Origin of the sequence: uncultured Paenalcaligenes sp. (assembly GCF_947630565.1) — a bacterium.
GTDB classification, from domain to species: Bacteria; Pseudomonadota; Gammaproteobacteria; order Burkholderiales; family Burkholderiaceae_B; genus Paenalcaligenes; species Paenalcaligenes faecalis.
In genome coordinates this window covers 16,668-42,183 of record NZ_CANRIC010000010.1, presented here as the reverse complement: position 1 = coordinate 42,183, position 25,516 = coordinate 16,668, and the positions used below count along the sequence as shown (strand labels likewise).

Sequence of the window (25,516 nt, the reverse complement as noted above, 5' to 3'; positions counted from 1 at the left end):
ACTTTACTGCACCCGTTTTATCTATCGTAACGTATTTAGGATACAGGTATGAATTTTAGTTTGGCTGAACAACAAAATGCCCCAGCCCCGCGCTATGCATTACGCGATTTCTTTCAAAATCCTCAGCGTAGTGGTTATGCCTTGTCTGACGACGGCTCAATGCTTGGGTTTTTACAGCCAGTCAATGTAGATGGCAATACGCGTATGAACGTCTTTGTCCAGCCATTAAAAAATGGACAGCCCGCCGGTAAAGCCATCCAACTAACTCAAGAAACCGAAAGGGATGTAGATGGTTTTTTCTGGAAAGGGCCAAATAGCATTGTGTATGCTAAAGATTTTAATGGTGATGAAAACTATCATGTCTTAGCCGTCAATGCAAAAACAGCCGAAGTAAAGGACTTAACCCCTTTTGATGGGGCAAGAGCGGGCATACAAGACGACTTAGAAGATGACCCTAATCATTTGCTAATTGCTCATAATGACCGTAACCCCGAAGCCTTTGATGTATATCGCGTCAATATTCATACAGGTGAACAAACGTTAGTTGCTGAAAACCCAGGTAATATTATTGGCTGGCAAACCGATCACAACGGCCATGTACGCCTTGCTATTGCCAGCGATGGGCTCCATACCGCCCTTCTCTATCGCCCAGAGGAAAGCAGCCCTTTTGCACCTATTATTCAAACCGATTTCCGCACAGATGTAAATCCACAGTTTTTTGATAAAGATAATCAAAAATTCTACGCGTTGAGTAACCGTGGGCGTGATACTGCCGCTTTAGTTCTTATTGACCCTAATACCCCTGATGAGGAACAACTTATCTTTGAAAATGGGAAATACGATCTACTTGGAGCCGGCTACTCTCGACTACGCCATGTACTAACTGCCGCTTTTTTCGAAGCCGATAAGTTACATTTTCACTTTTTTGATGAAATTAGCGCCATTCGCCATCAGCGTCTAAAAGATTTACTACCTGGATACGAAGTTAGCCTACAAAGCGCGACCCGGGATGAAAAAACCTTTGTCGTTGCTGCTTATAGTGATCGCACTCAAGGCCATCGCTTTATTTATCATGATGACACTCAGCAACTCCATCATTTAGGCGAAATCAACTCGGCCCTCAATCCAGCCCATATGGCAACAATGCGACCCATTCGGTTTAAAGCACGTGATGGTCTTGAAATTCATGGCTATCTGACTTTACCCGTCGGAGTAGAAGCCAAAGATCTGCCTGTGGTTGTCAATCCGCACGGTGGCCCATGGGCCAGAGACAGTTGGGGTTTTAATCCAGAAGTACAATTTTTAGCAAACCGGGGCTATGCCGTACTTCAAATCAATTTCCGTGGCTCCACGGGATATGGTCGTGCATTTTGGGAAGCCAGTTTTGGCCAATGGGGTTTAGCCATGCAAGATGACATCAGTGATGGTGTTGCATGGCTACTTAAACAACGTATTGCCGACCCTAATAAACTTGCCATTTATGGTGGTAGTTACGGGGGGTACGCCACCCTCATGGCTATTTGTAAAACCCCTGATGTCTATGCAGCGGCTATTGATTACGTAGGGGTGTCGAATCTATTAACCTTTATGGATACCATTCCCCCTTACTGGCGCCCACTGCTTGAAAAAATGTACACCATGGTTGGTCACCCAGAAAAAGATAAGGATCGCCTAGAGGCGACCTCGCCGTCTCTAAATGCTCAACATATTAAAACGCCTCTATTTATCGCCCAAGGAGCCCATGATCCACGTGTTAATAAAGCGGAAAGTGATCAAATGGTAAATGCCCTAAAAGCACGCGAAGTAGAGGTGGAGTACATGGTCAAAGACAACGAAGGCCATGGTTTTCATAACGAAGAAAACAAATTTGAGTTCTATGAACGTATGGAACAGTTTTTAGAACACCATTTAGAACCTAAACCAAAGAGGAAGACACACAAATGAAACTCTATTACCTACAAGGCTCATGCTCTTTGGCGATTCATGTCGTCTTAGAGTGGATTGGTAAACCCTATGCATCGCAAGCCGTTAGCCGAGAAGAACTAAAACAAGCTGATTTTTTAGCTTTAAACCCATTGGGTTCTGCCCCAGCCTTTGTGGATGAAGACCTTACTCTGACGCAAAGTACCGCCATTTTGCACTATATTGCTGAAAAACACCCTGAAGCTAATTTATTGGGTGAAAGCATCCAACAACGAGCTGAAATGCGTCGTTGGCTAGGTATGTTAAATTCGGACGTGCATCGTCATATTGGTTTGGTGTTTGGGGTGGCTGGCTATGCTCAAAACGAGGCATGCCAACAAGAGCTACAAAAAAATGCAAAATTTAAGCTGCATAATTTTTATGCCATGCTAAATCAGCAAATGACGGGCAAAAGCTATTTAACGGGGTCTCGTTCCATTGCCGATGCCTATTTATTTGTTGCGTTACGTTGGGCCCAACGTGCACAACTAGATATGTCTTCGTTTACCGCATTACACGAGTTCTTTGAACGTATGCAACAAGATACTGGCGTGCAAGCAGCATTACGCGCCGAAGGCCTGCTCTAAGCCTAATGGAAAATCGACGTCAAGCAATATAGTGCTTTGACGTCGATCACCATTAAACTGTATTTAAATACAGGTATTTATTAAGCGCCTAAATAGGCCTTACGTACCGCATCATTACTGAGCAAATTGGTTCCGGTATCTTCCATCACGACTTTTCCAGTTTCCAGTACATAAGCTCGATCTGCAACTTGTAACGCCTTGTTCGCATTTTGCTCTACTAGAAATACAGTCACCCCTTCATCTCGGATCGTTTGAATAATTTCAAAAATCTGAGCAATAATGAGTGGAGCTAAACCTAAGGTCGGCTCATCCAATAACAATAACCTCGGCTTAGTCATTAGCGCCCGCCCAATAGCAAGCATTTGTTGTTCGCCCCCTGACATCGTGCCAGCTCGTTGATTGGCTCGTTCTTTGAGGCGAGGAAATAACTCATATACATGATCTTCCCCTGCTTCAATCTCGGATTTGGCTAAGAAAAACCCGCCCATCTTTAAATTTTCAGATACGGTTAAATCAGGAAAAACACGACGGCCTTCGGGAGACAATGCGATGCCATTGCGCATAATCATGTGCGTAGGCTCATTTGTGATGTCTTTACCCTCAAAACGTATAGAGCCTGCTGTGGCTCTGGGTGAGCCACATACTGTCATCAGCAACGTGGTTTTCCCTGCGCCATTGGCGCCAATCAACGTCACAATCTCGCCTTGATTTACCCGCACACTGACTTTTTCCAGAGCTTGAATTGCGCCATAGTGCGTGCTTACGTTAGTGAGTTCTAGCATCTTATTCTTCTCCTAAGTAGGCTTTAATCACACGTGGATTATTTTGAATGTCATTAGGTACGCCCACAGCAATGGGCTTGCCATACTCCATGACGAGAATTTCATCTGAAATCCCCATAACTAAGCTCATATCGTGCTCAATCAATAAAACCGCAACCCCCATATCAGTACGCAATTGATCAATCAACTGTTGTAAATCACGCTTTTCTTGTGGGTTTAAGCCCGCAGCAGGCTCATCCAACATCAATAATTTCGGCTGAGTAATCATGCAGCGAGCAATTTCCAAACGACGCTGATGGCCATAGGCCAAATTACCCGCCTCTCGGTTTACATACTGCCGCAAATCCATAAAATCCAACCATTTTGCCGCCTGAGCCTGGGCTAGATCCTCGGAACGTTTATAGCCAGGGGTTTTCAATAGTCCAGCTAATAGGCTGGTATTAATGTGTTGATGCTGAGCAACTAACAAGTTTTCTAAGACAGTCAATTGCTTAAACAAACGCACGTTTTGAAAGGTGCGTACTAAGCCTTTTTGAGCCACTTTATGGCTAGGCATGCCCTGAATGGTTTTACCCTCTAGAAGGATTTGACCATCGGACGGTTTGTAAAAACCACCAATACAATTAAATACGGTTGTTTTCCCTGCACCATTAGGGCCAATAATGCCAAATACCTGATGCGGCTTTACATCAAAGCTCACATGGTCTACGGCGAGTAACCCACCAAAACGCATACATAGATCTTTTACCGATAAAATGGGTTGAATCATGCCTTTAGCTCCACATGCGGACGTTTAACCGGTAACAAGCCTTGGGGACGCCACACCATCATCACCACCATGACTAAACCAAAGATAAGCATTCGATATTCAGCAAATTGACGCGCTATTTCAGGTACTACCGTCAATAAAACAGCCGCTAAAATTACACCTAATTGAGAGCCCATCCCCCCTAAAACCACAATCGCTAAAATTAAAGCGGATTCTATAAAGGTAAATGATTCCGGATTCACCAGCCCTTGGCGTGCTGCAAAAAAAGCGCCCCCAAAACCGGCAAACATCGCCCCAATCGTAAAAGCAGAGAGTTTAATGCCTGTGGGATTTAATCCTAAAGATCGACATGCGATTTCGTCTTCGCGCAGTGCCTCCCAAGCCCTACCGACTGGCATACGCATCAAGCGATTAGACACAAAAAGCGTCACTAGCGCTAAAACCAAAGCGAGCAAGTAGAGATAAATAATCACATCCACATTGCTAAATTTCCAGCCTACGAGTTCATGGAAAGTGATTTCACCCTCTGGAGCCCTACGCCCCATGACATAACCAAAGACCGTAGGCTTGGGAATCCCTGAGATCCCATCAGGCCCACCAGTAATTGGATACAAGTTAATTAATAACAATCGAATGATCTCACCAAAGCCCAAGGTCACAATTGCTAAGTAATCACCACGTAAACGCAATACAGGAAAGCCTAAAATATAACCAAATAACGCGGCCATGGCGCCCGCTGCTGGCAAAGAGGCCCAAAAACCCCAACCAGCCCAGTGGTACAGCAGCGCATAAGTATAAGCACCTACTGCATAAAAGCCCACAAAACCCAAATCTAATAAGCCAGCAAAGCCCACCACGATATTTAGCCCCAAGCCTAACATCACATAGATTAGGACTAAGGTCGCAATATCAATCTGAGCGCGTCCAGCAAAAAAAGGCCAAACTAAAGCAGCGGCCACAAGCAGCAACATTAAGCCTTGACGTGTTTTGCTATTAAGGGTGGGTAAACTAATCGTTTGTTGTCTTTTAGAAAGCAGCGCTAAGACTTTAGGACGAATAAGCTGGAAGACAAATACGATACCCATGCCCCAAAAGATCATGGGCCAATCGGGTTTTAGCGTGGTCTCCATCCCCACCCGTAAAATTTGAAAACCAAAAATAGGCGCAATAATGACACCAGCGATAATCGCAGCAAAAATAGCGTGTTGAATTTGTTTAGCCATTAGACTTTCTCCACCTCTGGTTTACCCAATAATCCGGTAGGGCGGAAGAGCAAAATCAATACTAATAAGGCAAAAGCCACAATATCTTTATATTGTGAGGAGATATATGCTGCCGCAAAGGTTTCGGCTAGGCCAAGTAATACACCGCCCAACATCGCACCGGGAATACTTCCGATCCCGCCCAGCACCGCTGCCGTAAACGCTTTAATTCCAGCAATAAATCCAATGAAAGGATTCAGCTTACCTATAGCCAGGGCAATTAATACACCACCTACCGCCGCCAACATCGCACCAATAATAAATGTGAAGGAGATAATACGACTGGTATCAATGCCTAATAAATTAGCCATACCGAGGTCTTGAGAACAAGCTCTAGAAGCGCGTCCTATACGTGAATATTTAATAAATAAACTAAGTGCAACCATTAACGCAACTGTGGTCACAATAATCAAAATACGCGCATAAGGAGCATTGAAAGTGAAGTCATCACCCAAAGGTATCTGTAAAGATCCAGTGACAAGGTTAGGTACTGCCATATCACGTGCGCCCTGACCTAGCGCTACCCAGTTTTGTAAAAAAATGGACATACCAATGGCAGAAATCAGGGGTACTAACCGAGGACTGCCCCGGACAGGAGCATAAGCGATTTTCTCGACGGTATAACCATATACTGCAGTAATAGCCGCTGCTACGAGCAGCATAATGAGTACGATTAAAATGACAGGTAAGCCTGAGCTCATGCCTATCGCCGATAACGTGACTAAACCAGCGTAGGCTCCAATCATATAGATTTCGCCATGCGCAAAGTTAATCATCCCAATAATGCCATATACCATCGTGTAGCCAATGGCGATCAAGGCATAAATAGCGCCTAGAGATAAGCCATTAAAAAGCTGCTGCACGAGCTGAGGAAGCAGATCCGACATAATGTAATTCCTAAAGGCTAGTGTAGGCAGATAATAACGACCGCCTGTAATAGCTACAAAAAGGGCTGTTGTCTCCTGAGTAAAGAGTCAACAGCCAGAATTAAGATATTCTATATTGTGACCAAAACCAACGGTTTGTCACTCCGTACTACCCCTAAAGTATAAGCAATATAAAACAAATACCCTATTGGGGATTACTTGGTTTTGCAATATTCCACATCAACGCACGAAACGGAGCCAACATAAAAGTATTCAAACTCAGTTTCACGGCCAAATCACCCAGTAATAGTGTTTGCCATGGCATATCTGTGCCTGCAAAAGCCACACTAAAGAAAACAAAAGTATCAAGTGTTGCCCCTGCGATACCACCAACAAAAGGGGCTTGCCACCAAGAGCGATGACGCAAGCGATCAAAAATATAAATATCACAGAGTTGAGCCACTAAAAAAGCAGAGCCAGAGGCTAGTGCGATCCGTGGGCTAGCAACAAAAACCGAAATCAATAAGGCGGCGATAAAACCAAAATACGCAACCTGACGTGCTGACTTTGGTCCAAATCGACGATTCAATACATCCGCCACCAAAAAAGCAATGGGATAGCTCACTGCCCCCCATGTCAACCAATCATTGATGGGGTATTGCACCATGACATTCGAGGCCACCACAATTAAAATCATGAGACCAACGGCGAGTACTTGTTGCCCAAGTGTCATGGGCTCAAAACGTGAAGAAGGCATAATAGACATTAAGAAAACTCATTCGCCAATTCGGCCGCTCGATCTTTAGCCGCCTGCATAGCGTGTTGAATAATAGTTGTAAAATGTTGCTGGTTAAAAACATGTAGTGCCGCTGCTGTTGTGCCGCCTTCGGAAGTTACATTGGCGCGTAATTGCTCCAAAGGTAACGGGGAAAGCGCCGCTAATTCAGTTGCACCACTGACGGTTGCTAAAGCAAGCTTGCGAGCCTGCTCTGCACTGAGACCTTGTTCTATGCCACCTCGAATCAACGCCTCTAAAAACAAAAAGACATACGCTGGACCACTGCCAGATAATGCCGTCACGGCGTCAATGGCCTGATCGTCTTTAACCCAGACGAACTCACCCACCGTTTTAAATACCATTTCTGCAATGCGTTTATCATTCGCATCTACAGCATCCAGTGCCATTAAGCCTGTCGCCCCACATCCAATAAGAGCGGGCGTATTAGGCATGCAGCGAATAACACGCTGATGCGGCTGCCCCTCTTGGCCTAACCAACGCGCAATATCATCGGCAGCAATACCGGCAGCCACACTAATAATCAAGGTGTTAGGTTGAATAAATGGCTGACACTGACGCACCACTGCTTTCATTTGTTGCGGCTTAACGGCAAAGAACCAAATACGCTGCTGAGCTAATTGCTCATCAATCTGAGCTGCCGCACGTGCTCCTTGCTGGTGCCATTTTTGACGAACTGACTCATTAGGGTCAATAACTAAGACCTCATCAGCAGCGCAACGCTTTCCAATCAGCCCAGCTGATAAGGCCGATGCCATATTGCCACCACCAATAAACGCCAATGTAAGTGTATTTTGTTCATTAATCATAGAGCTATTGTAATCCGGTTTAAAAAGGCCTGGCCTTTGTGTTTAGTTTTGTCTGTTATTGACCAATCTAGGTTTTACTGAGTACAGTCACGCTAGTGACATAAACAAATCATATACTTTTCGTATTTATCCCTAAACGTGTTAATGACTCACCACACATCCAGGAGAACGCAAATGCGTGCTACTCAATTTACTTTATCTTTGGCTACTGTTTTGGCCATGATGGGTTCAGCCCAAGCAGCAACTGACATCCAATTTTGGCATTCCATGGAAGGAGCCTTGGGCGATCGCGTTAATGAGCTAGTTGATAACTTTAACAAAAGCCAATCCGACTTTGTAGTTAAACCTAGCTACAAAGGTAACTACGGCGAGTCCATGAACGCAGGTATTGCTGCTTTCCGCGCTGGTAATGCTCCTGATATTCTACAGGTTTTCGAAGTCGGTACGGCAACCATGATGAACGCTAAAGGCGCCATCCAGCCAGTACAGGAAATGTCTGAAAAAGTAGGTAACCCCATTGACCCCAAAGCCTTTTTAGGTGCAGTAGGCGGTTACTACTCCTCTAGTGATGGCAAGTTAGTTTCTATGCCATTTAATAGTTCCACTGCCGTATTGTATTACAACAAAGACGCCTTTAAAAAGGCAGGTTTAGACCCAGAAAATCCACCTAAAACGTGGGAAGAGGTAGCGGCTGCAGGTAAAAAAGTACGTGAAGCCGGTTACGAGTGTGGCTACACCTCGTCATGGCCATCTTGGATTTTGCTTGAGAACTTTGCCGCTTGGCATAACGTTCCTTTTGCCAGTGAAGACAATGGATTTGGTGGTTTAAACGCACGTTTACAAATTGATCAGCCTTTATTCGTAAAGCACCTTACCTTCTTAAGTGATATGGCTAAAGACGGCAGCTTTACCTACGGTGGTCGTGGTGACACCCCTAATGCCCTATTTACAGCAGGCAAATGTGGCATGTTTACTGGCTCCAGTGGTAACCGCGCCAATATCATCAAAACGGGTCAGTTTGAATTTGGTACGACCTCCTTGCCTTATTACTCTGACGTGCCAAATGCACCGCAGAACTCCATCATTGGTGGCGCCTCATTATGGGTGTTTGCAAAAAAATCGGATGAGGTCTATAAAGGGATCACCCAGTTCTTTAAATACATCTCTAGTCCTGAGCAAGCTGCTGCTTGGCACCAAGCCACAGGATATGTTCCTGTCACTACCGCTGGTTACGAAGCCACCAAAGCCTCTGGCTTTTACGAGAAAAACGTAGGTGCTGATGTAGCCGTTAAACAGCTAGACGCCAACACCACCGAAAACTCTCGTGGTATTCGCCTAGGCTTCTTGCCACAAATTCGTGACATTGAAGATGGCGAAATGGAAAAGATCTTCTCCGGTCAGGTCACTCCTGAGGAAGGTCTAAAAACCATGGTGACACGTAGTAACGAACTACTAGAGCGTTTTGAGAAAAGTGTAAAATAAACGCGTAGATCATTTGCTTGGTCTACAATCCATACCGGAACAGGGCTAAATAACTCTGTTCCGGTATTTTCTTTTACTCTGAGGTGAGGCTTTTTTAGCCCTCGCCCGTTTTTGTATTAACACCACCTTATGGAAAAGCGCGTCGTTTTTAATCATAAAACGCTGCCTTATCTACTGCTTGCCCCCCAACTGGCAATTACGGTAATTTTTTTCTTTTTACCCGCCGGTCAAGCAGTATGGCAATCGTTTCACTTAGAAGATCCTTTTGGTCTGAGCTCCACCTTTGTGGGCTTAGATAACTTCAGAGAGCTGTTTTCTCAATCTGCCTATCTCAACTCCTTTAAAATTACCGCCGTCTTTTCACTTTTGGTTGCGATTGTGGGCTTGGCTGTCTCATTGCTTTTTGCCGTACTCGCCAACCGGGTAATTCGTGCTGCGGCCTTTTATAAGACCATGCTCATTTGGCCCTATGCCGTTGCAACCGCTGTTGCTGGGGTATTGTGGTTGTTCATGTTCTCCCCCTCTGTGGGCATCATTGCCGTTTTTCTTTTTGAGATGGGTATTTCGTGGAATCCACGCTTAGAGGCGGATGACGCCATGCTATTAGTTGTGATGGCCTCTGTGTGGAAACAGATCTCTTATAACTTCCTCTTCTTTCTTGCTGGCTTACAAGCTATTCCACGCTCATTGATCGAAGCAGCCGCCATTGATGGCGCAGGGCCAGTACGTCGTTTTTGGTCTATTGTCTTTCCCTTACTTTCCCCTACGACCTTTTTCTTATTAGTCGTGAACGTCATTTATGCTTTCTTTGATACCTTTGCCATCATTGACGTCATGACACAAGGTGGTCCAGGTGAAAGCACCTCTATTTTGGTATATAAAGTCTACAACGTTGGTTTCCGTGGCTTAGATCTGGGCGCCTCCGCAGCGCAATCCGTCGTATTGATGTTGATTGTGATTGCTCTGACCGTCATTCAGTTTCGCTACATTGACCGTCGTGTTAACTACTAGGCCTCATTATGATTGAACGACGTCCTTTACTCGACTTTTTTAGTCATTTCATTTTGCTCTTAGGTGTATTGGTTATTGCCTTTCCGCTCTACATCACCTTTGTTGCCTCAACACAAACCGCGGCAGAGGTCGCTCAGGCTCCGATGTCCTTGCTCCCAGGTGATCACTTTTGGGCAAACTATAAACACGCTCTCTTTGGTGAACCAGGCAGTAATGCACCTCCTGTAGCACGTATGCTTTGGGTGAGTACCGTTATGGCATTGGTAATTGCAATTGGGAAAATTGTGATCTCCATGCTCTCGGCATTTGCTGTGGTGTATTTTCGCTTTCCATTTCGGATGCTGTTTTTTTGGATGATTTTTGTCACCCTAATGCTACCCGTAGAGGTACGTATTGCCCCCACTTTTAAAGTGGTTGCTGACCTAGGCTTACTTAATAGCTATGCCGGTTTAACCCTGCCTTTAATCGCCTCGGCGACTGCGACCTTTTTATTTAGGCAGTTTTACTTAACCGTTCCGGATGAGCTCATCGAGGCTGCTCGAATTGATGGCGCTGGGCCCATGCGTTTTTTTAAAGACGTATTGCTCCCATTATCCAAAACCAGCATTGCAGCGCTTTTTGTGATTCAGTTTATTTATGGCTGGAATCAATACTTATGGCCCCTCATTATCTCTACCGAAGAAAACATGTACCCCATTGTGATTGGTATCAAGCGCCTTATTTCAGGCGGTGATAGTGTCACACAGTGGAATATTGTGATGGCCACGGCCATGCTTGCTATGATTCCGCCCGCTTTGGTGGTCATGCTCATGCAAAAATGGTTCGTAAAAGGTCTGGTTGACTCAGAAAAATAAGGCCACTACACAGGAATTACAACATTATGGCAAGTTTAACTTTTAATAACGTAACTAAGGTCTATCCCGGCAATATTGAGGTCATTCATGGCATTAACATGGATGTTCAGGATGGCGAGTTTGTCGTCATCGTTGGCCCCTCTGGCTGCGGTAAATCCACCCTAATGCGAATGGTGGCAGGTCTAGAAAGCATCACAGGTGGCACCATCAGTATTGATAATCAAGTGGTCAATACGCTTGAGCCAGCAGAACGAGATATCGCCATGGTATTTCAAAACTATGCGCTCTACCCACACATGAGTGTGTATGACAACATGGCATACGGCTTAAAAATTCGTAAACACAGCAAAGAAGAAATTCGTGAACGGGTCAATGTCGCTGCGCAAATTCTAGAACTCACTCATTTACTAGACCGTCGCCCCCGACAGCTATCAGGCGGACAACGTCAACGTGTCGCCATGGGACGTGCTATTGTGCGCGAACCTAAAGTGTTTTTGTTTGACGAACCTCTCTCGAATCTAGACGCAAAACTACGCGTTCAAATGCGTCTCGAAATCCAACGTTTACATAAACGTCTTAAAACAACCAGTCTCTACGTAACACACGATCAAGTCGAAGCCATGACCTTGGCTCAACGTATGATTGTGATGAACAAAGGCATTGCAGAACAAATCGGTACCCCCATGGAGGTATTTGAAAAACCGGCCTCGACCTTTGTGGCCAGTTTCATTGGCTCCCCACCCATGAACTTAGTACCAGTACGCATAGACGAAAAAGGGGTCGTGTATAACGATCGAGAGATGATTTTGCATCTGCCTACGCATCTGATTAGCCCAGCTCTACATGGTCTAAATGTTATTCTAGGTATACGCCCAGAACACATTACTTTGCACGCAGCAGGTATCCCTGTAGACATTGAGATGATTGAAATTCTTGGCTCTGAGCAACTAATTCATGGCCGCAATGGTGATCATGTCGTTGTGGTGCGCACTCCTACCGAACTAACTCGTGAGAATCCACTCGCTATAGGTGATGTGATTCAAGTTGGTTTAAATGAGGACTACGAGCTGCACTGGTTTGATGCCAAAACCACCAAACGTATCGACGTGTAATTGCTTTCTTTGCATTAAAAAACATCCCGCTGCCTGACAGGATAGCGGGATGTTTTTTTGTATTTGGTTATCAACTACGGAGTTGCTGGCTCATCAAAACGTTTTAGGTCAAAATACTGAGAGCTACCCGGGGTGGCTCGTTCCGATGTGCCAGATAACTCAGCCGAAGGCTCCACCACATCTTGGATAGAAAATGAACCCACTTTCCCCTTTTTTTCTACACGCTCTTTTTGATATGCAGCCTCAACCTGACGCAATTGCTCTGCCAGTCGTGTTTGTTTATTCGATTGAGCCCAGTCAGCAGCAGAAAGTTTTGCTAAGCTACGTGTCGTGGGATCTGCACCATGCTGCAATAGCACATTAACCATTTTGCTACTACCAGAACGAGCAGCCATCATTAGCGCCGTCGTTCCATCAGCAGAGGCAGCATTTACTAGCGCCCCTTGATTGATCAGCATCTCTGCCATGTCCACCTGCTTTTTAGAGGCCGCATAGTGCAATGCCGTCCAGCCTAAGCGATTGACTTGGGCTCCTTTAGTAATTAAGTCATTAGCTCGTTGAGTCTCACCCATAATCGCTAAATACATCAATGGGGTTTCATCGTGAGCATTTACCACATTAGGATCAAAGGCTCGATGCGAGACGAGTAAATCATAGACTCCCCACGCCTCATTTTGGATCGCCCACATAATCACAGGCTGCTCTTCGCGGCTTTTGATATTGGGGTCCACGCCTTGCGCTAAATAACGCATAACCGAAGAGGATTTATTATTTTGTACATCTAACCAAAAGTCATCCTCTACGGCATATGCCGTGCTTAGCAAACTAAGGCTTAAACCAAGCATAGCCGTCCATTTTATTAATGTCATAACGTAAATCCTTTAGATCAATGTCTCAGTCAATGGATGAGCTTTATTAAAGAGGGTGTAAAAATTCTCGGTGGTGTGTGCCGCCACATCTGCAGCTCGGATGCCACGTAACTGAGCAATGTGCTCTGCCACATGCACCACTAAGGCTGGGGTGTTAATTTTGCCACGATACGGCACCGGAGCTAAATAGGGAGAGTCTGTTTCTATGAGCAAACGATCCAAAGGCACTTTAGTGGCTACTTCGTGAACCTGCTTCGCACTTTTAAAACTCACAATACCAGACAGTGAAATATAGAAACCTAAATCGAGTGCTTTTTTCGCTGCCTCCCAGTCCTCGCTAAAGCAATGCATTACACCACCCACCTGCCCTGCATCTAACTCATGCATTATCCCCAGAGTGTCATCAATGGCATTACGTGTATGAATAATACTGGGTAATCCAGTGTCTTTACTGACTTGTAGATGTAAGGCGAATCGATCACGCTGCCAATCCAAAGGCTCCACTAAGCGATAGTAATCCAGTCCCGTCTCGCCAATGGCAATCACTTTAGGATGCTGAGCTCGCTCAAATAAATCCGCATAGCTTGGCTCTGGCACTTGATCATAGCCGGGGTGCACCCCTACCGAAGCAAAAAACTCCGGATGCTGCTCAACCAATGCCATTAAGCCGGGCCAATCCTCTAAGCAAACACTCACCACCATCGCCTGAGACACGCGGTTGTGCTGCATATTGAGTAAAATTTGATCTATGTTTTGAGCTAGATCAGGAAAATCCACATGACAATGAGAATCGATATACATAATAAAAATCAACTTGCTCTAAGGCTTTGGGCAATACGTTCTAAGGCGGTATGAACCAATAGTTTAGCGTTTAGCGGATGCTCCGCATGCCGTTTTTGTGTGACAAGCCATTTCCACTGCTGCTGTACAGCCAACGCCGACATGCGTGCAGCGATAGACTCAAGTGAAGGCTGTAAATGCGGGTAATAACGCACTGAACTGTTTTGCATACATAACTGTATGTCCACATGCAGTCGCTGTAAGGTTTCTATCCAAATGGAGGGATCTACTGCCTCGAGTTGGGGTGCTAAAGCAATAATCGCCTTATGACGCCCTTGCGCCAAATACTGACATAACTGATCTAGCCAGTCTGGATACGGCTTGTGATGAGTATGAGAGGCCTTTAACGCTGCCACAGGCGCTCCGCCAACAGCTGCCAACCATTGCTCTGGCTGCGCGATCTGTCCGTCGAGCCACGCTACGCTTTGCTCTTTGGTTGGTGTAGCTAATGGCAAACGTCTACATCTAGAGATAATCGTGGGTAAAAGACGCTCGTAATGGTCTGCTACCACTAAAAACACGGTTTTTTCATTAGGCTCCTCTAGCACCTTTAGCAATGCATTAGCCGAAATAGCATTCAAACTTTCGGCTGGATACAAGACCGCCACTTTATACCCCCCACGATGGCTTGCTGTATTAAACCAAGTCGATAATTCTCTGAGTTGTTCGACTCGGATATGCTTAGAGGGTGTTTTAGTCGTGCTTGTACCGGCTAACGACTCAGGGTCTTGCTCTGCGGTGACGGCATCAGGCCGAATAAACCGCAAATCGGGATGATTACCCGACAACACCCACTGACACGAGGCACAGTGACCACAGGCTATATGACGCAAGGGCTGCTCACACAATAAGGCGGCGGCTCCTGCTAGAGCAAACTGCACCTTACCAATGCCAGCTAAGCCATGAATTAACCAGGCATGCGCAAAGCGCTCTTGATGAGAAAGCCAATGTTCAGCGACGTCTTTTTGCCAAGGATAATACTGCAATGCAGTTAACGGCTCTGCCATAATTCAACCAGGTGATGCAATTGCTGCTGCAGTTGCTGTTGGATGGTGTGAATAGGCTGACTACTATCCACTAAGGAAAAACGGTGAGGATCCTGTTGCGCTCGTTGATGGTAGAACTGTTGAGTCCGCACAAAAAATGCTGCCTGTTCTTGCTCAAATCGATCTAAAACACGGCTATTTTGTAAACGTTGAGTGGCAATTTCTAGGGGTAAATCAAAGAGCCATGTCTGATCCGGTTGCAAATCTGGATGCACCCATTGCTCTAAGGTTTCAATAGCAGTCGCACCTAACTCTCGACCGCCCCCCTGATAAGCAAAACTGGCATCAGAAAACCGATCACACAAGATCCATTTCCCTTGAACTAACGCGGGCTCAATCACTTGTTTAATGTGCTCATTACGGGCAGCAAACATCAATAAGGTCTCTGTTCTTATGTCCATGTCCTTGTGCAGTAACAGCTCACGTAAAGTCTCACCTAACACCGTGCCACCTGGCTCTCTTGTCACCACCACCTCAATGCCTAGTCGCTGCAGGTGTGTTTCAATAAAAGGGATATGCGTACTTTTTCCTGCACCATCCACCCCTTCCAAACTTAAAAATAGCCCGTTTTTTATTGCTGACATGTATAAGCCTAATTGCGTTTTAAAATATATTTACGAACCGCGCGATTATGATCATTCAAATTCTTAGAGAACTCGCTGGTACCATCACCCCGTGATACAAAATAAAGAAAATCATGTTTTTCGGGATGCAATGTTGCCATCAAAGCCGCTTTGCCTGGACTGGCTATAGGAGTAGGCGGTAACCCGGCCCGCGTATACGTATTCCACGCTGTGTCGGTTTGCAAATCTCGTTTACGAATACGCCCATCATAAGCCTCACCCATCCCATAAATAACTGTAGGATCCGTTTGTAAAAGCATACCAATACGCAAACGATTAATAAACACGCCCGCCACACGGTCTCTATCCGCACTATGTCCCGTTTCCTTTTCTACAATAGACGCCAAAATGAGGGCCTCATAGGGTGTTTTTAAGGGCAGGTCAGGATCACGCTGCGCCCAAAGCGTCTCTAGCAGCTCTTTTTGTGCCTGATAGGCACGACGTAACACATCAAAATCACTGGTGCCAGGTACAAAAACATACGTATCAGGGTAAAACAAACCCTCAGGATGATCTGCATCAGCCCCTAATCGTTGCAATAGCTCAGCATCACTGGTTTCCATCAGTGTTTGCTTCACATTCACATCACTGCCCAGATGCTGACGAATCCGTTTATAGTCCCACCCCTCGACAAAGGTAAGTCGTGTTTGCATCATATCGCCCTGAGCCATGCGTTGCAGTAATCGCCACAAACTATCACCACGTACTGCCTCATAAGCGCCAGCTTGCAGCAATTTGTCTTTTTCACTCAATCGCGCGACTAAAGCAAACTGCTGCTCGTCAATGTCAATACCCGCTTGGCGCATAGTACGGGCTATGGCCTTGGGGCCAGCCCCAGATTCAATCACATAATCAATGCGTGGCTCTGACATAGGCACAGGGCGCTCAGTGACCCACCACCAGCCTGTATAAGCAGCGCTAGCAAGACCAACTACTAGCGTCACTAGGCTGATTACGATGTATTTAACTCTCATGATGACTGTCCACGTTTATCCTACCTATCGTTGGTGATATAGGTATCTATTTTAGTTAAGACAGCTATTATATAGAATCCACTCAATTTTTCAGTGCTGCCTAAAAATGAATACTATGACCTTTACCTCTGATCAACTCTGTGCACTTGATGATTTTGCCGTATTGCACATTAAAGGGCCTGAGGCGCGCTCGTTTATGCAAGCGCAATTAACCAATGCTGTTGACGCTCTAAGCTCAGAGCAAGCCGTTCTGGCTGGTTTTTGCCAAGCTAAAGGTCGTCTACAGGCAACCATGATTGTGTATGCAGATCCCGTTGACGCTCAGAACCTCTATGCCATTTTACCGCGCTCCATCGCCGAAACCGTACGTAAACGTATTTCTATGTTTTTATTACGCGCTAAAGCTGAACTTATTCTTAGCGATTTACGTGTTTTCGGAATAAGCCAAGGCGCGCCTACCTCTGCCTTTGCCCTACCTGCTACTAGCTATGCTGTGCAACAAGGCCCGCTTGGTACGCTCATTGCAGCCCCAAGCCACAACGAAACAGCAAGGGCTTGGCTTATTTGCGAGGCTGATAAAGCCCCACCCGCCTCGGCAGACGCATCACAATGGTCTACAGCTGATATGTATGCCGGTTTAGCCTGGATTCAAGAATCCACCTATGAAGCGTTTTTGCCTCAGGACATCAACCTAGATATTATTGGGGGTGTCAACTTCAAAAAAGGCTGCTTTCCTGGCCAAGAAGTCGTGGCACGACTGCACTATCGCACCACGGCTAAACGTCGTGCAGCACTAGGAGTTATTTCGTCTGATCAGGCACTGGATTTACTTGCAGGCCAAGACATTTTTGATGCAGCACAACCTGAACGCCCCTTTGGGCGCATCATTAATACCGCCTATGACGCCATTTGGCAAAGACAAGTCTTATTAATGGAAGTCCTCATTGATGGCCTTGAACAAAAAACACTATGCACAGCCAGCGAAATGGGGAAAATCATTCAAAACATGGCCTTGCCCTATGGCTGGGAAATAGCTAAATACTAATTAATCACGATTAACAATCATACTCGCCGCAATACTTGGTTTGCGGCGTTTTTTTGTATTTTGCTTTTGCTCAGCGCGGTGCGCAGCACGACGCCGTCGAGAATCCATCGGATCAAAAACCAGCGGCCTATATACCTCTATACGATCCTTGTCCTGTAACACCGTCTCTGGTTGACAACGCTCACCAAAAATACCGTAAGCCAGCTCTTTGGCTTCTGGATGCACCTGATAAAGATCACTTTGCGCTAAGGCATGGGATACGGTAGTGCCCTTAGGCACAGTTAAAAATCGCTGCCAAACACGATTTTTTGCCGCAAACAGCAATTCAATTGTTATCATAGTTAGTTCAGCCCGTTATATGACGCGTTCATTCGTTGTCGTAAAGATCATGGGCACGACGCGTAAACGAATCAATAAAGCTATTGGCGACTCGATTAAAAATTGGGCCAACCACCATTTCTAAAGCTCGACTCGCAAACGCGTACTCCATGACGAACTCAACCTTACACCCATCTTCGCCTAAGGCCGTAAAATACCAATCGCCTTTTAGGTCAGAAAAAGGACCATCGACCAACTGTAAACGAATATGATTCGGATAGTCGTGGGTATTTTGGGTAGTAAAGGTTTGCTTGATTCCGGCAATGCTAATGGTGACAGAGGCTTTCATGCCTTGTTCAGTCTGCTCATGTACCACAGCCCCGCCACACCATGGCATGAACTCAGGATAACGGGCAACATCGGCGACCAGATCAAACATCTGGGCAGAAGAAAAAGGAACTAATACGGATCGTTTTACTGTATGCATCGATTTGGCTTAGTGGATAAATAGATCGATTTTACCTAAGATAGGTGATGAATTCATGAGTATTGTTGAAAATCGTAAAGCGCGTCACGAATATTTTATTGAAGAACGCTACGAAGCAGGTTTAGTATTACAGGGTTGGGAGGTAAAAGCCATCCGCAGTGGTCATGTGCAACTAGCTGAAAGCTATATTGTGATACGTGATGGTGAAATCTGGGTAATAGGTATGCATATTAGCCCATTAGCCACCACCTCAACGCATATTTCCCCCGAAGCCACACGAACTCGTAAGCTTTTACTGAAATCCGAAGAAATCAGTAAGCTAATCGGTCGCGTGGAACAACGTGGTTACACCCTGATTCCTCTCAACCTGCACTACAGCCGCAGCCACATCAAAATGGATATCGGCTTAGGTAAGGGTAAAAAACACCACGATAAACGCGACACCTCTAGGGATAGAGACTGGCAACGCGAGCAAGAGCGTTGGATGAAGCATGACACGCGTCGCCGGGAAGATTAATGCAACTTCACCCGTGGGGCCGAGCGTTTTAATAACAATCGGCCTAAAGCCAAACTAGCCGTTCGTAATACGCCTAAAACCGCTGCATGATGCATTAAATGTAGGCTCATGTACATAGTTCGAGCCACTAATCCCTCTACAAACCAGCTTTTACCTGATAAAACGCCCATCAGACTACCTACTCCCTTGCTGTGTCCCACAGACACTAAAGAACCGTAGTCTTTGTATTTAAAAGGCTCTACGACCGTCTTTTGACGTCTTTTTTGCCTAATAACCTTATAGAGATAATTGGCCTGCTGATGCGCGACCTGAGCACGTGCGGGTAGATAGCCGTGCTCACCCAACCAAGGGGCTTGGGCACAGTCACCTAGGGCATAAATATGCGGGTCGGCGGTCTCTAAACGCTCATTAACGACCAGCTGATTGATACGATTCGTCTCTAGGCCTAGGGTTGTTAAAAAAGCAGGAGCTTGAATCCCTGCAGCCCACACGCATAAGTCTGCCGCATAACTGGTGCCATTTTGATCAATTAACCGATCTTTTTTTACTTCTGTTACCCGCACCCCAGTACAAACGTTAATTTTGCGTGAAGCCAACAATTGAGTGGCTCGGACTGAGAGTTCTGCAGGCAAAGCCACCAAAATGCGCTCCGCCCCTTCAATTAGGGTAATAGACAAATGACGTTCTGGCGTTTGCATATTAGCACCATAAAAGTGTAGGCTAGCCACCGCCTCCGTCAGCTCTGCAGCCAGCTCTACACCGGTTGCCCCACCGCCTACAATAGCAATATTCAATGGTGCTGGCTGCTGATTCGCCACCACATCCCCCTGAAATTGGGTTAAAGCATGCAGCAACTGCATTCTAAATTGCTCTGCTTGAGCTGTTGCATCTAGGGTAATTGCATATTCAGCCGCACCTGGCGTATTAAAAAAATTTGATTTACTACCTACGGCAATTACCAATGTGCCATAGGTAATGGTGCGCTGCGGAAATAGTTGTTGTCCTGCCTCGTTATAAGCGGGAGCAAGTTGGATCTGCTTTTTTTCTTTATCTAATTGTTCGAGTGCGCCCAAGATAAAGGTGAAGTTACAATCTCGTGCCAGCATAAAATAGGACAGTCCCTCCCGATGAATATCCAATGTGCCTGCGGCAACCTCATGTAGGGACGGTTTCCAAATATGGTCTGTATCTTTATCAATCAAATATACTTGACTGGGCCCATACTGGCGTCCTAACTTAGCAGCCAACTCTAAGCCTCCCGCACCTCCACCTACGATGACTATAGGGCTTGTGGTCATTGAATACTCCTTAATATGTTGATCTCTATCTATTATGCTGCAATGCGGCATCATTGCCTATAAGCGGCAAACAAAACCTTTCATTCTTTATACTTTTAGGTTCTATGCTTATCGTTGACACCCTCTTCGATACTCAGGCACCATCATGCTCCTGATTGACTCCTACCACTAAGACAAAACATGCTAAAAAAATTGGCTATTGCCACCCTCACTGCTAGCTTATTTATTCCGCTTACTAGTCATGCCAAAACCCTGCGTTGGGCTAGTCAAGGGGATTTACTGACCTTAGACCCCCATGCGCAAAATGAACGTGTCACTAATAACTTTTCCAATTATGTCTATGAACCCTTAGTTGAATATGATAAAGAGTTCACCATAGTTCCGGCTTTAGCTCGTTCTTGGGAACAGCTATCAGATACCTTATGGCGCTTTCATTTACGTAAAAATGTTAGTTTTCATGACGGCAGCCCATTTACTGCCGATGATGTGGTGTTTTCGTTCCAACGTGCTATGTCGCCCACCTCTGGATTCAAAGCCTATGTGGACGGATTTGTAGACATAAAAAAAATAGATGACTACACCGTAGAAATTGAAACCGCTGCACCCAACCCTGTATTACTGCGTCTACTTACTAATGTGTTCATGATGAGTAAATCATGGGCAGAGGCAAATAATGCCACTACCCCACAAGACTTTGGCAAAAAAGAAGAAAATTTCGCAACCCATCATACCAATGGCACAGGGTCTTATCAGCTAGAGTCACGCGAGGCAGATGTACGTACTATCTATACTGAGAATAAAAACTGGTGGGGTCAAGCAGAAAAAACAGGGAATGTCAGCCGTGTGGTCTATACGCCTATTGCTCAAAACGCAACACGTACCGCTGCCTTACTTTCTGGCGAAATTGATTTTATTTTAGATCCTCCGGCCCAAGATCTAGCACGTCTTAAACAACAAGCCAAAGTAATAGAAGGCAATGAGTTCCGTACGATCTACATCGGTTTAGATCAACACAGCCCCGAGCTAAAATACAGCTCTATTAAAGGAAAAAACCCTTTTACCGACCAGCGTGTGCGCGAGGCTTTATATATCTCAATAGATACCCAAGCCATTCAAAAAATCGTTATGCGCGGCGCATCGTTACCCACCGGAACCATGATCGCCCCACAAGTTAACGGTTGGACAGAGGCCCTAGCAGCACGCCCCGCCCCCGATCTGAAAAAAGCGCAACATTTATTAGCCGAAGCAGGCTACGGTCCAAACGAGTTGCGCTTCACCCTAGACTGCTCTAACGACACCTATATCAACGATGAAGCCATCTGTCAGGCTATTATCAACATGTGGGCTAAAGCAGGTGTCAAAGCCACGTTAAATACCATGCCGCGTGCTATTTACTTCCCCAAATTGCATGCCTATGACACAAGTGCCTATTTGTTTGGCTGGGGCGTGCCTACTTTTGATGCGCTTTATACCTTACAGAGCCTCATCCACAGTAAAGGTGAAGGTGCTGATGGTGCTTTTAACTTTGGGCATTACAGTAATACCCAAGTCGATCAGCTGATAGATCAAATCAAAGTCGAAACCGACCCTCAAAAACGGAATGCAGCCATTCATGAGGCCTTAACGATTCATGCCAAAGAGGTAGGCCATATTCCATTGCATGATCAGGTTATCCCTTGGGCTATGGCTAAAAATGTGCATGTAGTCCATCGTGCCAATAATCATTTAACCCCTAAATGGGTCACTATTGATTAGTGCTTAATAAGCAATAAAAAACGGGGCTGATTTTATATCAGCCCCGTTTTTATGTCAGCATTTCTTTATTTAGCTAAACGCTGCCACGTATCTACTACTGTGTCAGGATTCAGTGAAATAGACACAATCCCTTCATCACGTAACCACTCAGCTAAATCAGGATGATCGCTAGGGCCTTGACCACAAATACCTACGTATTTACCAGCCTTGCGACATGCTTGTATAGCACGGCTCAACATAAATTTAACGGCAGCATCACGCTCATCAAAATCTGCAGCAAGTAACTCCATCCCTGAGTCACGATCCAGACCTAAAGTTAACTGCGTCATATCATTAGAACCGATAGAGAAACCATCAAAGAATTGCAAGAATTCCTCTGCTAAAATAGCGTTAGATGGAACCTCACACATCATGATCAAACGTAAACCGTTTTTACCGCGCTCTAGGCCATTATCCGCCAACAAGTTAACCACTTTTTCAGCTTGAGTCAGTGTACGCACAAAAGGCACCATGATCTCAACGTTAGTTAAACCCATTTCATCACGAACTTTTTTCAGCGCCTCACATTCCATGCGGAAGCACTCTTGGAAGTCATCAGATACATAACGGGCTGCACCACGGAAACCCAACATTGGATTCTCTTCCTCGGGCTCGTAACGTGAACCACCGACTAACTTACGGTATTCGTTTGATTTAAAATCAGACATACGTACGATAACGGTTTTCGGGTAAAAGGCGGCAGCTAAGGTAGCAATACCCTCGGCTAGCTTTTCCACATAGAAAGCACGCGGACTGGCGTAACCACGCGCAGCGGACTCAACTGCTTTTTTCAAGTCAGCGTCTACATTCGGGTAATCCAAAACGGCTTTAGGGTGAATAGCAATATTGTTATTAATGATGAACTCGAGACGAGCTAGACCTACCCCATCATTAGGAATCTGAGAGAAATCAAAAGCTAACTGTGGATTACCGACGTTCATCATGACTTTCATGCCAATCTCTGGCATTTCACCCCAACGAACTTCCTCGATTTCAGTTTCAAGTAAACCGTCGTAAATACGGCCCTCATCACCCTCTGCACACGACACGGTGACCTCTTGGCCTTCTTTTAATACGTCTGTCGCATCAGCACAGCCAACCACAGCAGGAATACCTAGTTCACGTGCAATAATTGCAGCGTGACATGTACGACCACCACGGTTTGTAACGATGGCGGATGCCAATTTCATCACTGGTTCCCAGTTCGGGTCTGTCATATCAGTCACTAATACGTCGCCCGCTTGAACATGATGCATTTCGCTGGCATCACCCACCAAACGGACTTTACCTGAACCGATTTTTTGACCAATAGCGCGGCCTGTGACCAGAACTTCGCCTGTCGCTTTTAGTTTGTAGCGCTCTTGGACATCATTATTACCAAGTTGTGATTTAACGGTTTCTGGACGAGCTTGAAGAATATAAATTTTGCCATCAATCCCATCACGACCCCACTCAATATCCATAGGACGCTGGTAGTGGTTTTCAATAATCATGGCGTAACGCGCTAACTCATTCACCTCTTCGTCAGATAGGGAGTAGCGATTGCGCTCGGAAACGGGGACATCTACAGTACGTACTGCTTCGCCACTTTCACGTTTTTCATCAAATTCCATCCGCAATAGCTTGGAACCAATACGACGACTAATAATCGCATCGTGACCAGCAGCTAAGGAAGGTTTAAACACGTAGAATTCGTCCGGGTTTACGGCGCCCTGAACCACGGTTTCACCCAATCCATAAGCGGATGTAATAAATACGACGTCTTTAAAACCAGATTCCGTGTCTATAGTGAACATAACGCCTGAGCTGCCCTTATCGGAACGAACCATACGTTGTACACCGGCAGAAATAGCAACCTCAGCGTGCTCAAAGCCTTTATGTACACGGTATGAAATAGCACGGTCGTTGTATAAAGAGGCAAAAACCAGATGAATTTTTTCTAGTACGTCATCAATACCCACTACGTTCAAGTAGCTTTCTTGTTGGCCTGCAAAAGAAGCATCTGGTAAATCCTCTGCAGTAGCAGAAGAACGTACTGCAAACGAGCCTTTACCATCAGCATCTAGTTTGGCAAAGCCATCGCGAATTTGCTGTTCTAAGGAAGCAGGAAATGGCGTATCAATGATCCACTGACGGATCTGTGCACCGGCCTCGGCCAAAGCACGTACATCATCCGGGTCCAGCGTGGATAAACGCTCTTCGATACGCTTGTCCAAGCTGTCAGCACGTAAAAACTCACGGAATGCTTCGGCCGTTGTAGCAAAACCACCTGGCACACGCACACCGGCATTGGCCAACTGGCTAATCATTTCGCCCAAAGACGCGTTTTTACCACCAACAATTTCGACGTCTGTCATGCGCAGCGTCTCGAAAGGCAATACATAAGACATAAAAGTCACCTTAAAAAAGTAAAAAGCAAGTTTGTGTAATACATTAGATATATCGCAATGTACTAGGCAAACTCGCCTTGCTTAGCTAAGCAATGGTTGTTACTCTTTGCGATTGTACCGTTTATCGCCTTTGTGTGTACTATTAAATATGACAAATTCCCCTATAGATCGTACTGTCTTCGTGGTTTCAGACAGCACTGGCATTACCGCTGAAACCTTTAGCCATTCGGTTTTATCACAATTTCAACAATTTAAGTTCCAAGCTGTACGCGTCCCCTTCATTGATACCATTGAAAAAGCACATGATGTGGCTGGCCGTATCAATCGCTGCTTTGATGAAACGGGTGAGAAACCGTTGGTATTTAGCACGCTTGTAGATCCAAAAATGGCACGCATTATTGGCGCAGCCAACTGCATCTTTATGGACTTATTTGGCAGTTTCGTGCGCCATATAGAACGTGCTCTAGGGACTAAGTCTGATCGCTCTGTGGGTAGATCTCACAGCAACGTCATGTCTAAACAATATAGCAATCGCATCGAGGCCATTAACTTCAGTTTAGCTCACGATGACGGTCAGCTTATTAATGGCTTAGAGCAAGCTGACGTTATTTTAGTGGGGGTATCTCGTTGTGGCAAAACCCCAACAAGTCTCTATCTTGCGATGCAATACGGGGTTAAGGCTGCCAATTACCCCTTGATTCCAGATGACTTTGAGCGTGGTGCTCTACCTCTATCATTAGTGCCTTATCGTAAAAAACTATTTGGCTTATCTATTCATCCAGATCGTCTAGCAGAAGTACGCAACGAACGACGCCCCAACAGTACCTATGCCTCATTAAAACAATGTATTAATGAGGTAGCAGAGGCTGAGCGTCTAATGCGCTTAGAGAACATCTCCTGGCTTTCTACCACCACTAAATCCATTGAGGAAATTTCCACCAAAATCCTCGAAGAGGTGGGTTTAAATCAACGAATTTATTAAGACTTTTTAAAAAAGCCTGCTAGATATGGATAAGGACTCAC

Annotated in this window: 25 protein-coding genes; 10 read left to right on the top strand and 15 right to left on the bottom strand. The window is 45.5% G+C overall.

Annotated features, from left to right (window positions below; translation table 11 throughout):
* Window positions 1-48: 48 nt before the first annotated feature.
* Both Q0Z62_RS03750 and Q0Z62_RS03745 read left to right on the top strand, forming a co-directional pair.
* The gene (locus tag Q0Z62_RS03750) at window positions 49-1,944 is read left to right on the top strand and encodes a S9 family peptidase (RefSeq protein WP_298050986.1); all 1,896 of its coding nucleotides are present in this window, start codon (window positions 49-51) and stop codon (window positions 1,942-1,944) included.
* Entirely contained in the window at window positions 1,941-2,549 is a 609-nt protein-coding gene (locus tag Q0Z62_RS03745) for a glutathione S-transferase N-terminal domain-containing protein (RefSeq protein ID WP_298050984.1), read from the top strand. Before Q0Z62_RS03750 ends, Q0Z62_RS03745 begins: the two co-directional genes overlap by 4 nt.
* An 80-nt stretch (window positions 2,550-2,629) precedes the next feature.
* On the opposite strand, the gene Q0Z62_RS03740 is transcribed toward Q0Z62_RS03745, so the two are convergent.
* The 6 genes from Q0Z62_RS03740 to proC form a co-directional block, all read right to left on the bottom strand.
* Window positions 2,630-3,331, bottom strand: a complete 702-nt coding sequence (locus Q0Z62_RS03740) for an ABC transporter ATP-binding protein (RefSeq protein ID WP_269902027.1) — start codon at window positions 3,329-3,331, stop codon at window positions 2,630-2,632.
* A gap of 1 nt (window position 3,332) precedes the next feature.
* Window positions 3,333-4,100, bottom strand: coding sequence for a high-affinity branched-chain amino acid ABC transporter ATP-binding protein LivG (livG, locus tag Q0Z62_RS03735; protein WP_298050980.1), 768 nt, complete (start codon window positions 4,098-4,100; stop codon window positions 3,333-3,335).
* Window positions 4,097-5,323, bottom strand: coding sequence for a high-affinity branched-chain amino acid ABC transporter permease LivM (livM, locus tag Q0Z62_RS03730; RefSeq protein ID WP_298050977.1), 1,227 nt, complete (start codon window positions 5,321-5,323; stop codon window positions 4,097-4,099). The genes livG and livM overlap by 4 nt, the downstream gene beginning before the upstream one ends.
* Entirely contained in the window at window positions 5,323-6,249 is a 927-nt protein-coding gene (gene livH, locus Q0Z62_RS03725; RefSeq protein ID WP_269902024.1) for a high-affinity branched-chain amino acid ABC transporter permease LivH, read from the bottom strand. The genes livM and livH overlap by 1 nt, the downstream gene beginning before the upstream one ends.
* A 184-nt stretch (window positions 6,250-6,433) precedes the next feature.
* The gene (locus Q0Z62_RS03720) at window positions 6,434-6,994 is read right to left on the bottom strand and encodes a VUT family protein (protein WP_269902023.1); all 561 of its coding nucleotides are present in this window, start codon (window positions 6,992-6,994) and stop codon (window positions 6,434-6,436) included.
* Window positions 6,994-7,833: a pyrroline-5-carboxylate reductase gene (proC, locus tag Q0Z62_RS03715; protein WP_269902022.1), complete on the bottom strand. Its 840-nt coding sequence runs from the start codon at window positions 7,831-7,833 to the stop codon at window positions 6,994-6,996. Before proC ends, Q0Z62_RS03720 begins: the two co-directional genes overlap by 1 nt.
* A 174-nt stretch (window positions 7,834-8,007) precedes the next feature.
* Between proC and ugpB the strand changes: the two genes are divergently transcribed.
* From ugpB to Q0Z62_RS03695, 4 genes are all read left to right on the top strand, one after another.
* Complete coding sequence (gene ugpB, locus Q0Z62_RS03710) at window positions 8,008-9,315, top strand: sn-glycerol-3-phosphate ABC transporter substrate-binding protein UgpB (RefSeq protein ID WP_269902021.1); 1,308 nt, start codon at window positions 8,008-8,010, stop codon at window positions 9,313-9,315.
* 129 nt (window positions 9,316-9,444) lie between these two features.
* Window positions 9,445-10,326, top strand: coding sequence for a sn-glycerol-3-phosphate ABC transporter permease UgpA (gene ugpA / locus Q0Z62_RS03705; protein ID WP_269902020.1), 882 nt, complete (start codon window positions 9,445-9,447; stop codon window positions 10,324-10,326).
* Between the two features lie 8 nt (window positions 10,327-10,334).
* Window positions 10,335-11,180: a sn-glycerol-3-phosphate ABC transporter permease UgpE gene (gene ugpE, locus Q0Z62_RS03700; protein ID WP_269902019.1), complete on the top strand. Its 846-nt coding sequence runs from the start codon at window positions 10,335-10,337 to the stop codon at window positions 11,178-11,180.
* Window positions 11,181-11,206: 26 nt separating this feature from the next.
* Window positions 11,207-12,292 carry a sn-glycerol-3-phosphate import ATP-binding protein UgpC gene (locus tag Q0Z62_RS03695; protein WP_298050970.1) on the top strand — a complete coding sequence of 362 codons (1,086 nt, stop codon included), beginning with the start codon at window positions 11,207-11,209 and terminating at the stop codon, window positions 12,290-12,292.
* A gap of 74 nt (window positions 12,293-12,366) precedes the next feature.
* On the opposite strand, the gene Q0Z62_RS03690 is transcribed toward Q0Z62_RS03695, so the two are convergent.
* Genes Q0Z62_RS03690 through mltG form a run of 5 tightly spaced genes read right to left on the bottom strand, consistent with a single transcriptional unit; the run spans window position 12,367 to window position 16,644 of the window.
* Window positions 12,367-13,161 (bottom strand): ankyrin repeat domain-containing protein, encoded by a 795-nt coding sequence (locus tag Q0Z62_RS03690; protein WP_298050967.1) that lies wholly within the window; start codon window positions 13,159-13,161, stop codon window positions 12,367-12,369.
* A gap of 12 nt (window positions 13,162-13,173) precedes the next feature.
* Complete coding sequence (locus Q0Z62_RS03685; protein ID WP_298050964.1) at window positions 13,174-13,962, bottom strand: TatD family hydrolase; 789 nt, start codon at window positions 13,960-13,962, stop codon at window positions 13,174-13,176.
* An 8-nt stretch (window positions 13,963-13,970) separates the two neighbouring features.
* Entirely contained in the window at window positions 13,971-15,008 is a 1,038-nt protein-coding gene (gene holB / locus Q0Z62_RS03680) for a DNA polymerase III subunit delta' (protein WP_298050961.1), read from the bottom strand.
* Window positions 14,993-15,631 (bottom strand): dTMP kinase, encoded by a 639-nt coding sequence (gene tmk / locus Q0Z62_RS03675; RefSeq protein WP_269902014.1) that lies wholly within the window; start codon window positions 15,629-15,631, stop codon window positions 14,993-14,995. Before tmk ends, holB begins: the two co-directional genes overlap by 16 nt.
* An 8-nt stretch (window positions 15,632-15,639) precedes the next feature.
* Entirely contained in the window at window positions 15,640-16,644 is a 1,005-nt protein-coding gene (gene mltG, locus Q0Z62_RS03670; protein WP_298050957.1) for an endolytic transglycosylase MltG, read from the bottom strand.
* A 115-nt stretch (window positions 16,645-16,759) separates the two neighbouring features.
* Here mltG and Q0Z62_RS03665 point away from each other — a divergent pair, with 115 nt between their 5' ends.
* Window positions 16,760-17,689 carry a folate-binding protein gene (locus Q0Z62_RS03665; protein WP_298050954.1) on the top strand — a complete coding sequence of 310 codons (930 nt, stop codon included), beginning with the start codon at window positions 16,760-16,762 and terminating at the stop codon, window positions 17,687-17,689.
* Here Q0Z62_RS03665 and Q0Z62_RS03660 read toward each other — a convergent pair whose 3' ends face one another.
* Together Q0Z62_RS03660 and Q0Z62_RS03655 are read right to left on the bottom strand one after the other, a co-directional pair.
* Window positions 17,690-18,028 carry an RnfH family protein gene (locus tag Q0Z62_RS03660; RefSeq protein WP_269902011.1) on the bottom strand — a complete coding sequence of 113 codons (339 nt, stop codon included), beginning with the start codon at window positions 18,026-18,028 and terminating at the stop codon, window positions 17,690-17,692.
* A gap of 28 nt (window positions 18,029-18,056) precedes the next feature.
* Window positions 18,057-18,494, bottom strand: a complete 438-nt coding sequence (locus Q0Z62_RS03655; protein ID WP_269902010.1) for a type II toxin-antitoxin system RatA family toxin — start codon at window positions 18,492-18,494, stop codon at window positions 18,057-18,059.
* 55 nt (window positions 18,495-18,549) lie between these two features.
* Here Q0Z62_RS03655 and smpB point away from each other — a divergent pair, with 55 nt between their 5' ends.
* Complete coding sequence (smpB, locus tag Q0Z62_RS03650) at window positions 18,550-19,011, top strand: SsrA-binding protein SmpB (protein WP_269902009.1); 462 nt, start codon at window positions 18,550-18,552, stop codon at window positions 19,009-19,011.
* On the opposite strand, the gene Q0Z62_RS03645 is transcribed toward smpB, so the two are convergent.
* The gene (locus Q0Z62_RS03645; RefSeq protein WP_298050949.1) at window positions 19,008-20,309 is read right to left on the bottom strand and encodes an NAD(P)/FAD-dependent oxidoreductase; all 1,302 of its coding nucleotides are present in this window, start codon (window positions 20,307-20,309) and stop codon (window positions 19,008-19,010) included. The two genes, smpB and Q0Z62_RS03645, sit on opposite strands and share 4 nt — an antisense overlap.
* A 180-nt stretch (window positions 20,310-20,489) precedes the next feature.
* Between Q0Z62_RS03645 and Q0Z62_RS03640 the strand changes: the two genes are divergently transcribed.
* Complete coding sequence (locus Q0Z62_RS03640; protein WP_298050946.1) at window positions 20,490-22,064, top strand: ABC transporter substrate-binding protein; 1,575 nt, start codon at window positions 20,490-20,492, stop codon at window positions 22,062-22,064.
* A gap of 65 nt (window positions 22,065-22,129) precedes the next feature.
* On the opposite strand, the gene ppsA is transcribed toward Q0Z62_RS03640, so the two are convergent.
* The gene (gene ppsA / locus Q0Z62_RS03635) at window positions 22,130-24,493 is read right to left on the bottom strand and encodes a phosphoenolpyruvate synthase (RefSeq protein ID WP_269902006.1); all 2,364 of its coding nucleotides are present in this window, start codon (window positions 24,491-24,493) and stop codon (window positions 22,130-22,132) included.
* 148 nt (window positions 24,494-24,641) lie between these two features.
* Here ppsA and Q0Z62_RS03630 point away from each other — a divergent pair, with 148 nt between their 5' ends.
* Window positions 24,642-25,475 carry a pyruvate, water dikinase regulatory protein gene (locus Q0Z62_RS03630; RefSeq protein ID WP_269902005.1) on the top strand — a complete coding sequence of 278 codons (834 nt, stop codon included), beginning with the start codon at window positions 24,642-24,644 and terminating at the stop codon, window positions 25,473-25,475.
* Window positions 25,476-25,516 lie beyond the last annotated feature (41 nt).

Bases quoted from the DNA above. Each gene is read 5' to 3' on its own strand.
- Q0Z62_RS03750 (WP_298050986.1), top strand. From the start codon at position 49: ATGAATTTTAGTTTGGCTGAACAACAAAATGCCCCAGCCCCGCGCTAT.
- Q0Z62_RS03745 (WP_298050984.1), top strand. From the start codon at position 1,941: ATGAAACTCTATTACCTACAAGGCTCATGCTCTTTGGCGATTCATGTC.
- Q0Z62_RS03740 (WP_269902027.1), bottom strand. From the start codon at position 3,331: ATGCTAGAACTCACTAACGTAAGCACGCACTATGGCGCAATTCAAGCT.
- livG (WP_298050980.1), bottom strand. From the start codon at position 4,100: ATGATTCAACCCATTTTATCGGTAAAAGATCTATGTATGCGTTTTGGT.
- livM (WP_298050977.1), bottom strand. From the start codon at position 5,323: ATGGCTAAACAAATTCAACACGCTATTTTTGCTGCGATTATCGCTGGT.
- livH (WP_269902024.1), bottom strand. From the start codon at position 6,249: ATGTCGGATCTGCTTCCTCAGCTCGTGCAGCAGCTTTTTAATGGCTTA.
- Q0Z62_RS03720 (WP_269902023.1), bottom strand. From the start codon at position 6,994: ATGTCTATTATGCCTTCTTCACGTTTTGAGCCCATGACACTTGGGCAA.
- proC (WP_269902022.1), bottom strand. From the start codon at position 7,833: ATGATTAATGAACAAAATACACTTACATTGGCGTTTATTGGTGGTGGC.
- ugpB (WP_269902021.1), top strand. From the start codon at position 8,008: ATGCGTGCTACTCAATTTACTTTATCTTTGGCTACTGTTTTGGCCATG.
- ugpA (WP_269902020.1), top strand. From the start codon at position 9,445: ATGGAAAAGCGCGTCGTTTTTAATCATAAAACGCTGCCTTATCTACTG.
- ugpE (WP_269902019.1), top strand. From the start codon at position 10,335: ATGATTGAACGACGTCCTTTACTCGACTTTTTTAGTCATTTCATTTTG.
- Q0Z62_RS03695 (WP_298050970.1), top strand. From the start codon at position 11,207: ATGGCAAGTTTAACTTTTAATAACGTAACTAAGGTCTATCCCGGCAAT.
- Q0Z62_RS03690 (WP_298050967.1), bottom strand. From the start codon at position 13,161: ATGACATTAATAAAATGGACGGCTATGCTTGGTTTAAGCCTTAGTTTG.
- Q0Z62_RS03685 (WP_298050964.1), bottom strand. From the start codon at position 13,962: ATGTATATCGATTCTCATTGTCATGTGGATTTTCCTGATCTAGCTCAA.
- holB (WP_298050961.1), bottom strand. From the start codon at position 15,008: ATGGCAGAGCCGTTAACTGCATTGCAGTATTATCCTTGGCAAAAAGAC.
- tmk (WP_269902014.1), bottom strand. From the start codon at position 15,631: ATGTCAGCAATAAAAAACGGGCTATTTTTAAGTTTGGAAGGGGTGGAT.
- mltG (WP_298050957.1), bottom strand. From the start codon at position 16,644: ATGAGAGTTAAATACATCGTAATCAGCCTAGTGACGCTAGTAGTTGGT.
- Q0Z62_RS03665 (WP_298050954.1), top strand. From the start codon at position 16,760: ATGACCTTTACCTCTGATCAACTCTGTGCACTTGATGATTTTGCCGTA.
- Q0Z62_RS03660 (WP_269902011.1), bottom strand. From the start codon at position 18,028: ATGATAACAATTGAATTGCTGTTTGCGGCAAAAAATCGTGTTTGGCAG.
- Q0Z62_RS03655 (WP_269902010.1), bottom strand. From the start codon at position 18,494: ATGCATACAGTAAAACGATCCGTATTAGTTCCTTTTTCTTCTGCCCAG.
- smpB (WP_269902009.1), top strand. From the start codon at position 18,550: ATGAGTATTGTTGAAAATCGTAAAGCGCGTCACGAATATTTTATTGAA.
- Q0Z62_RS03645 (WP_298050949.1), bottom strand. From the start codon at position 20,309: ATGACCACAAGCCCTATAGTCATCGTAGGTGGAGGTGCGGGAGGCTTA.
- Q0Z62_RS03640 (WP_298050946.1), top strand. From the start codon at position 20,490: ATGCTAAAAAAATTGGCTATTGCCACCCTCACTGCTAGCTTATTTATT.
- ppsA (WP_269902006.1), bottom strand. From the start codon at position 24,493: ATGTCTTATGTATTGCCTTTCGAGACGCTGCGCATGACAGACGTCGAA.
- Q0Z62_RS03630 (WP_269902005.1), top strand. From the start codon at position 24,642: ATGACAAATTCCCCTATAGATCGTACTGTCTTCGTGGTTTCAGACAGC.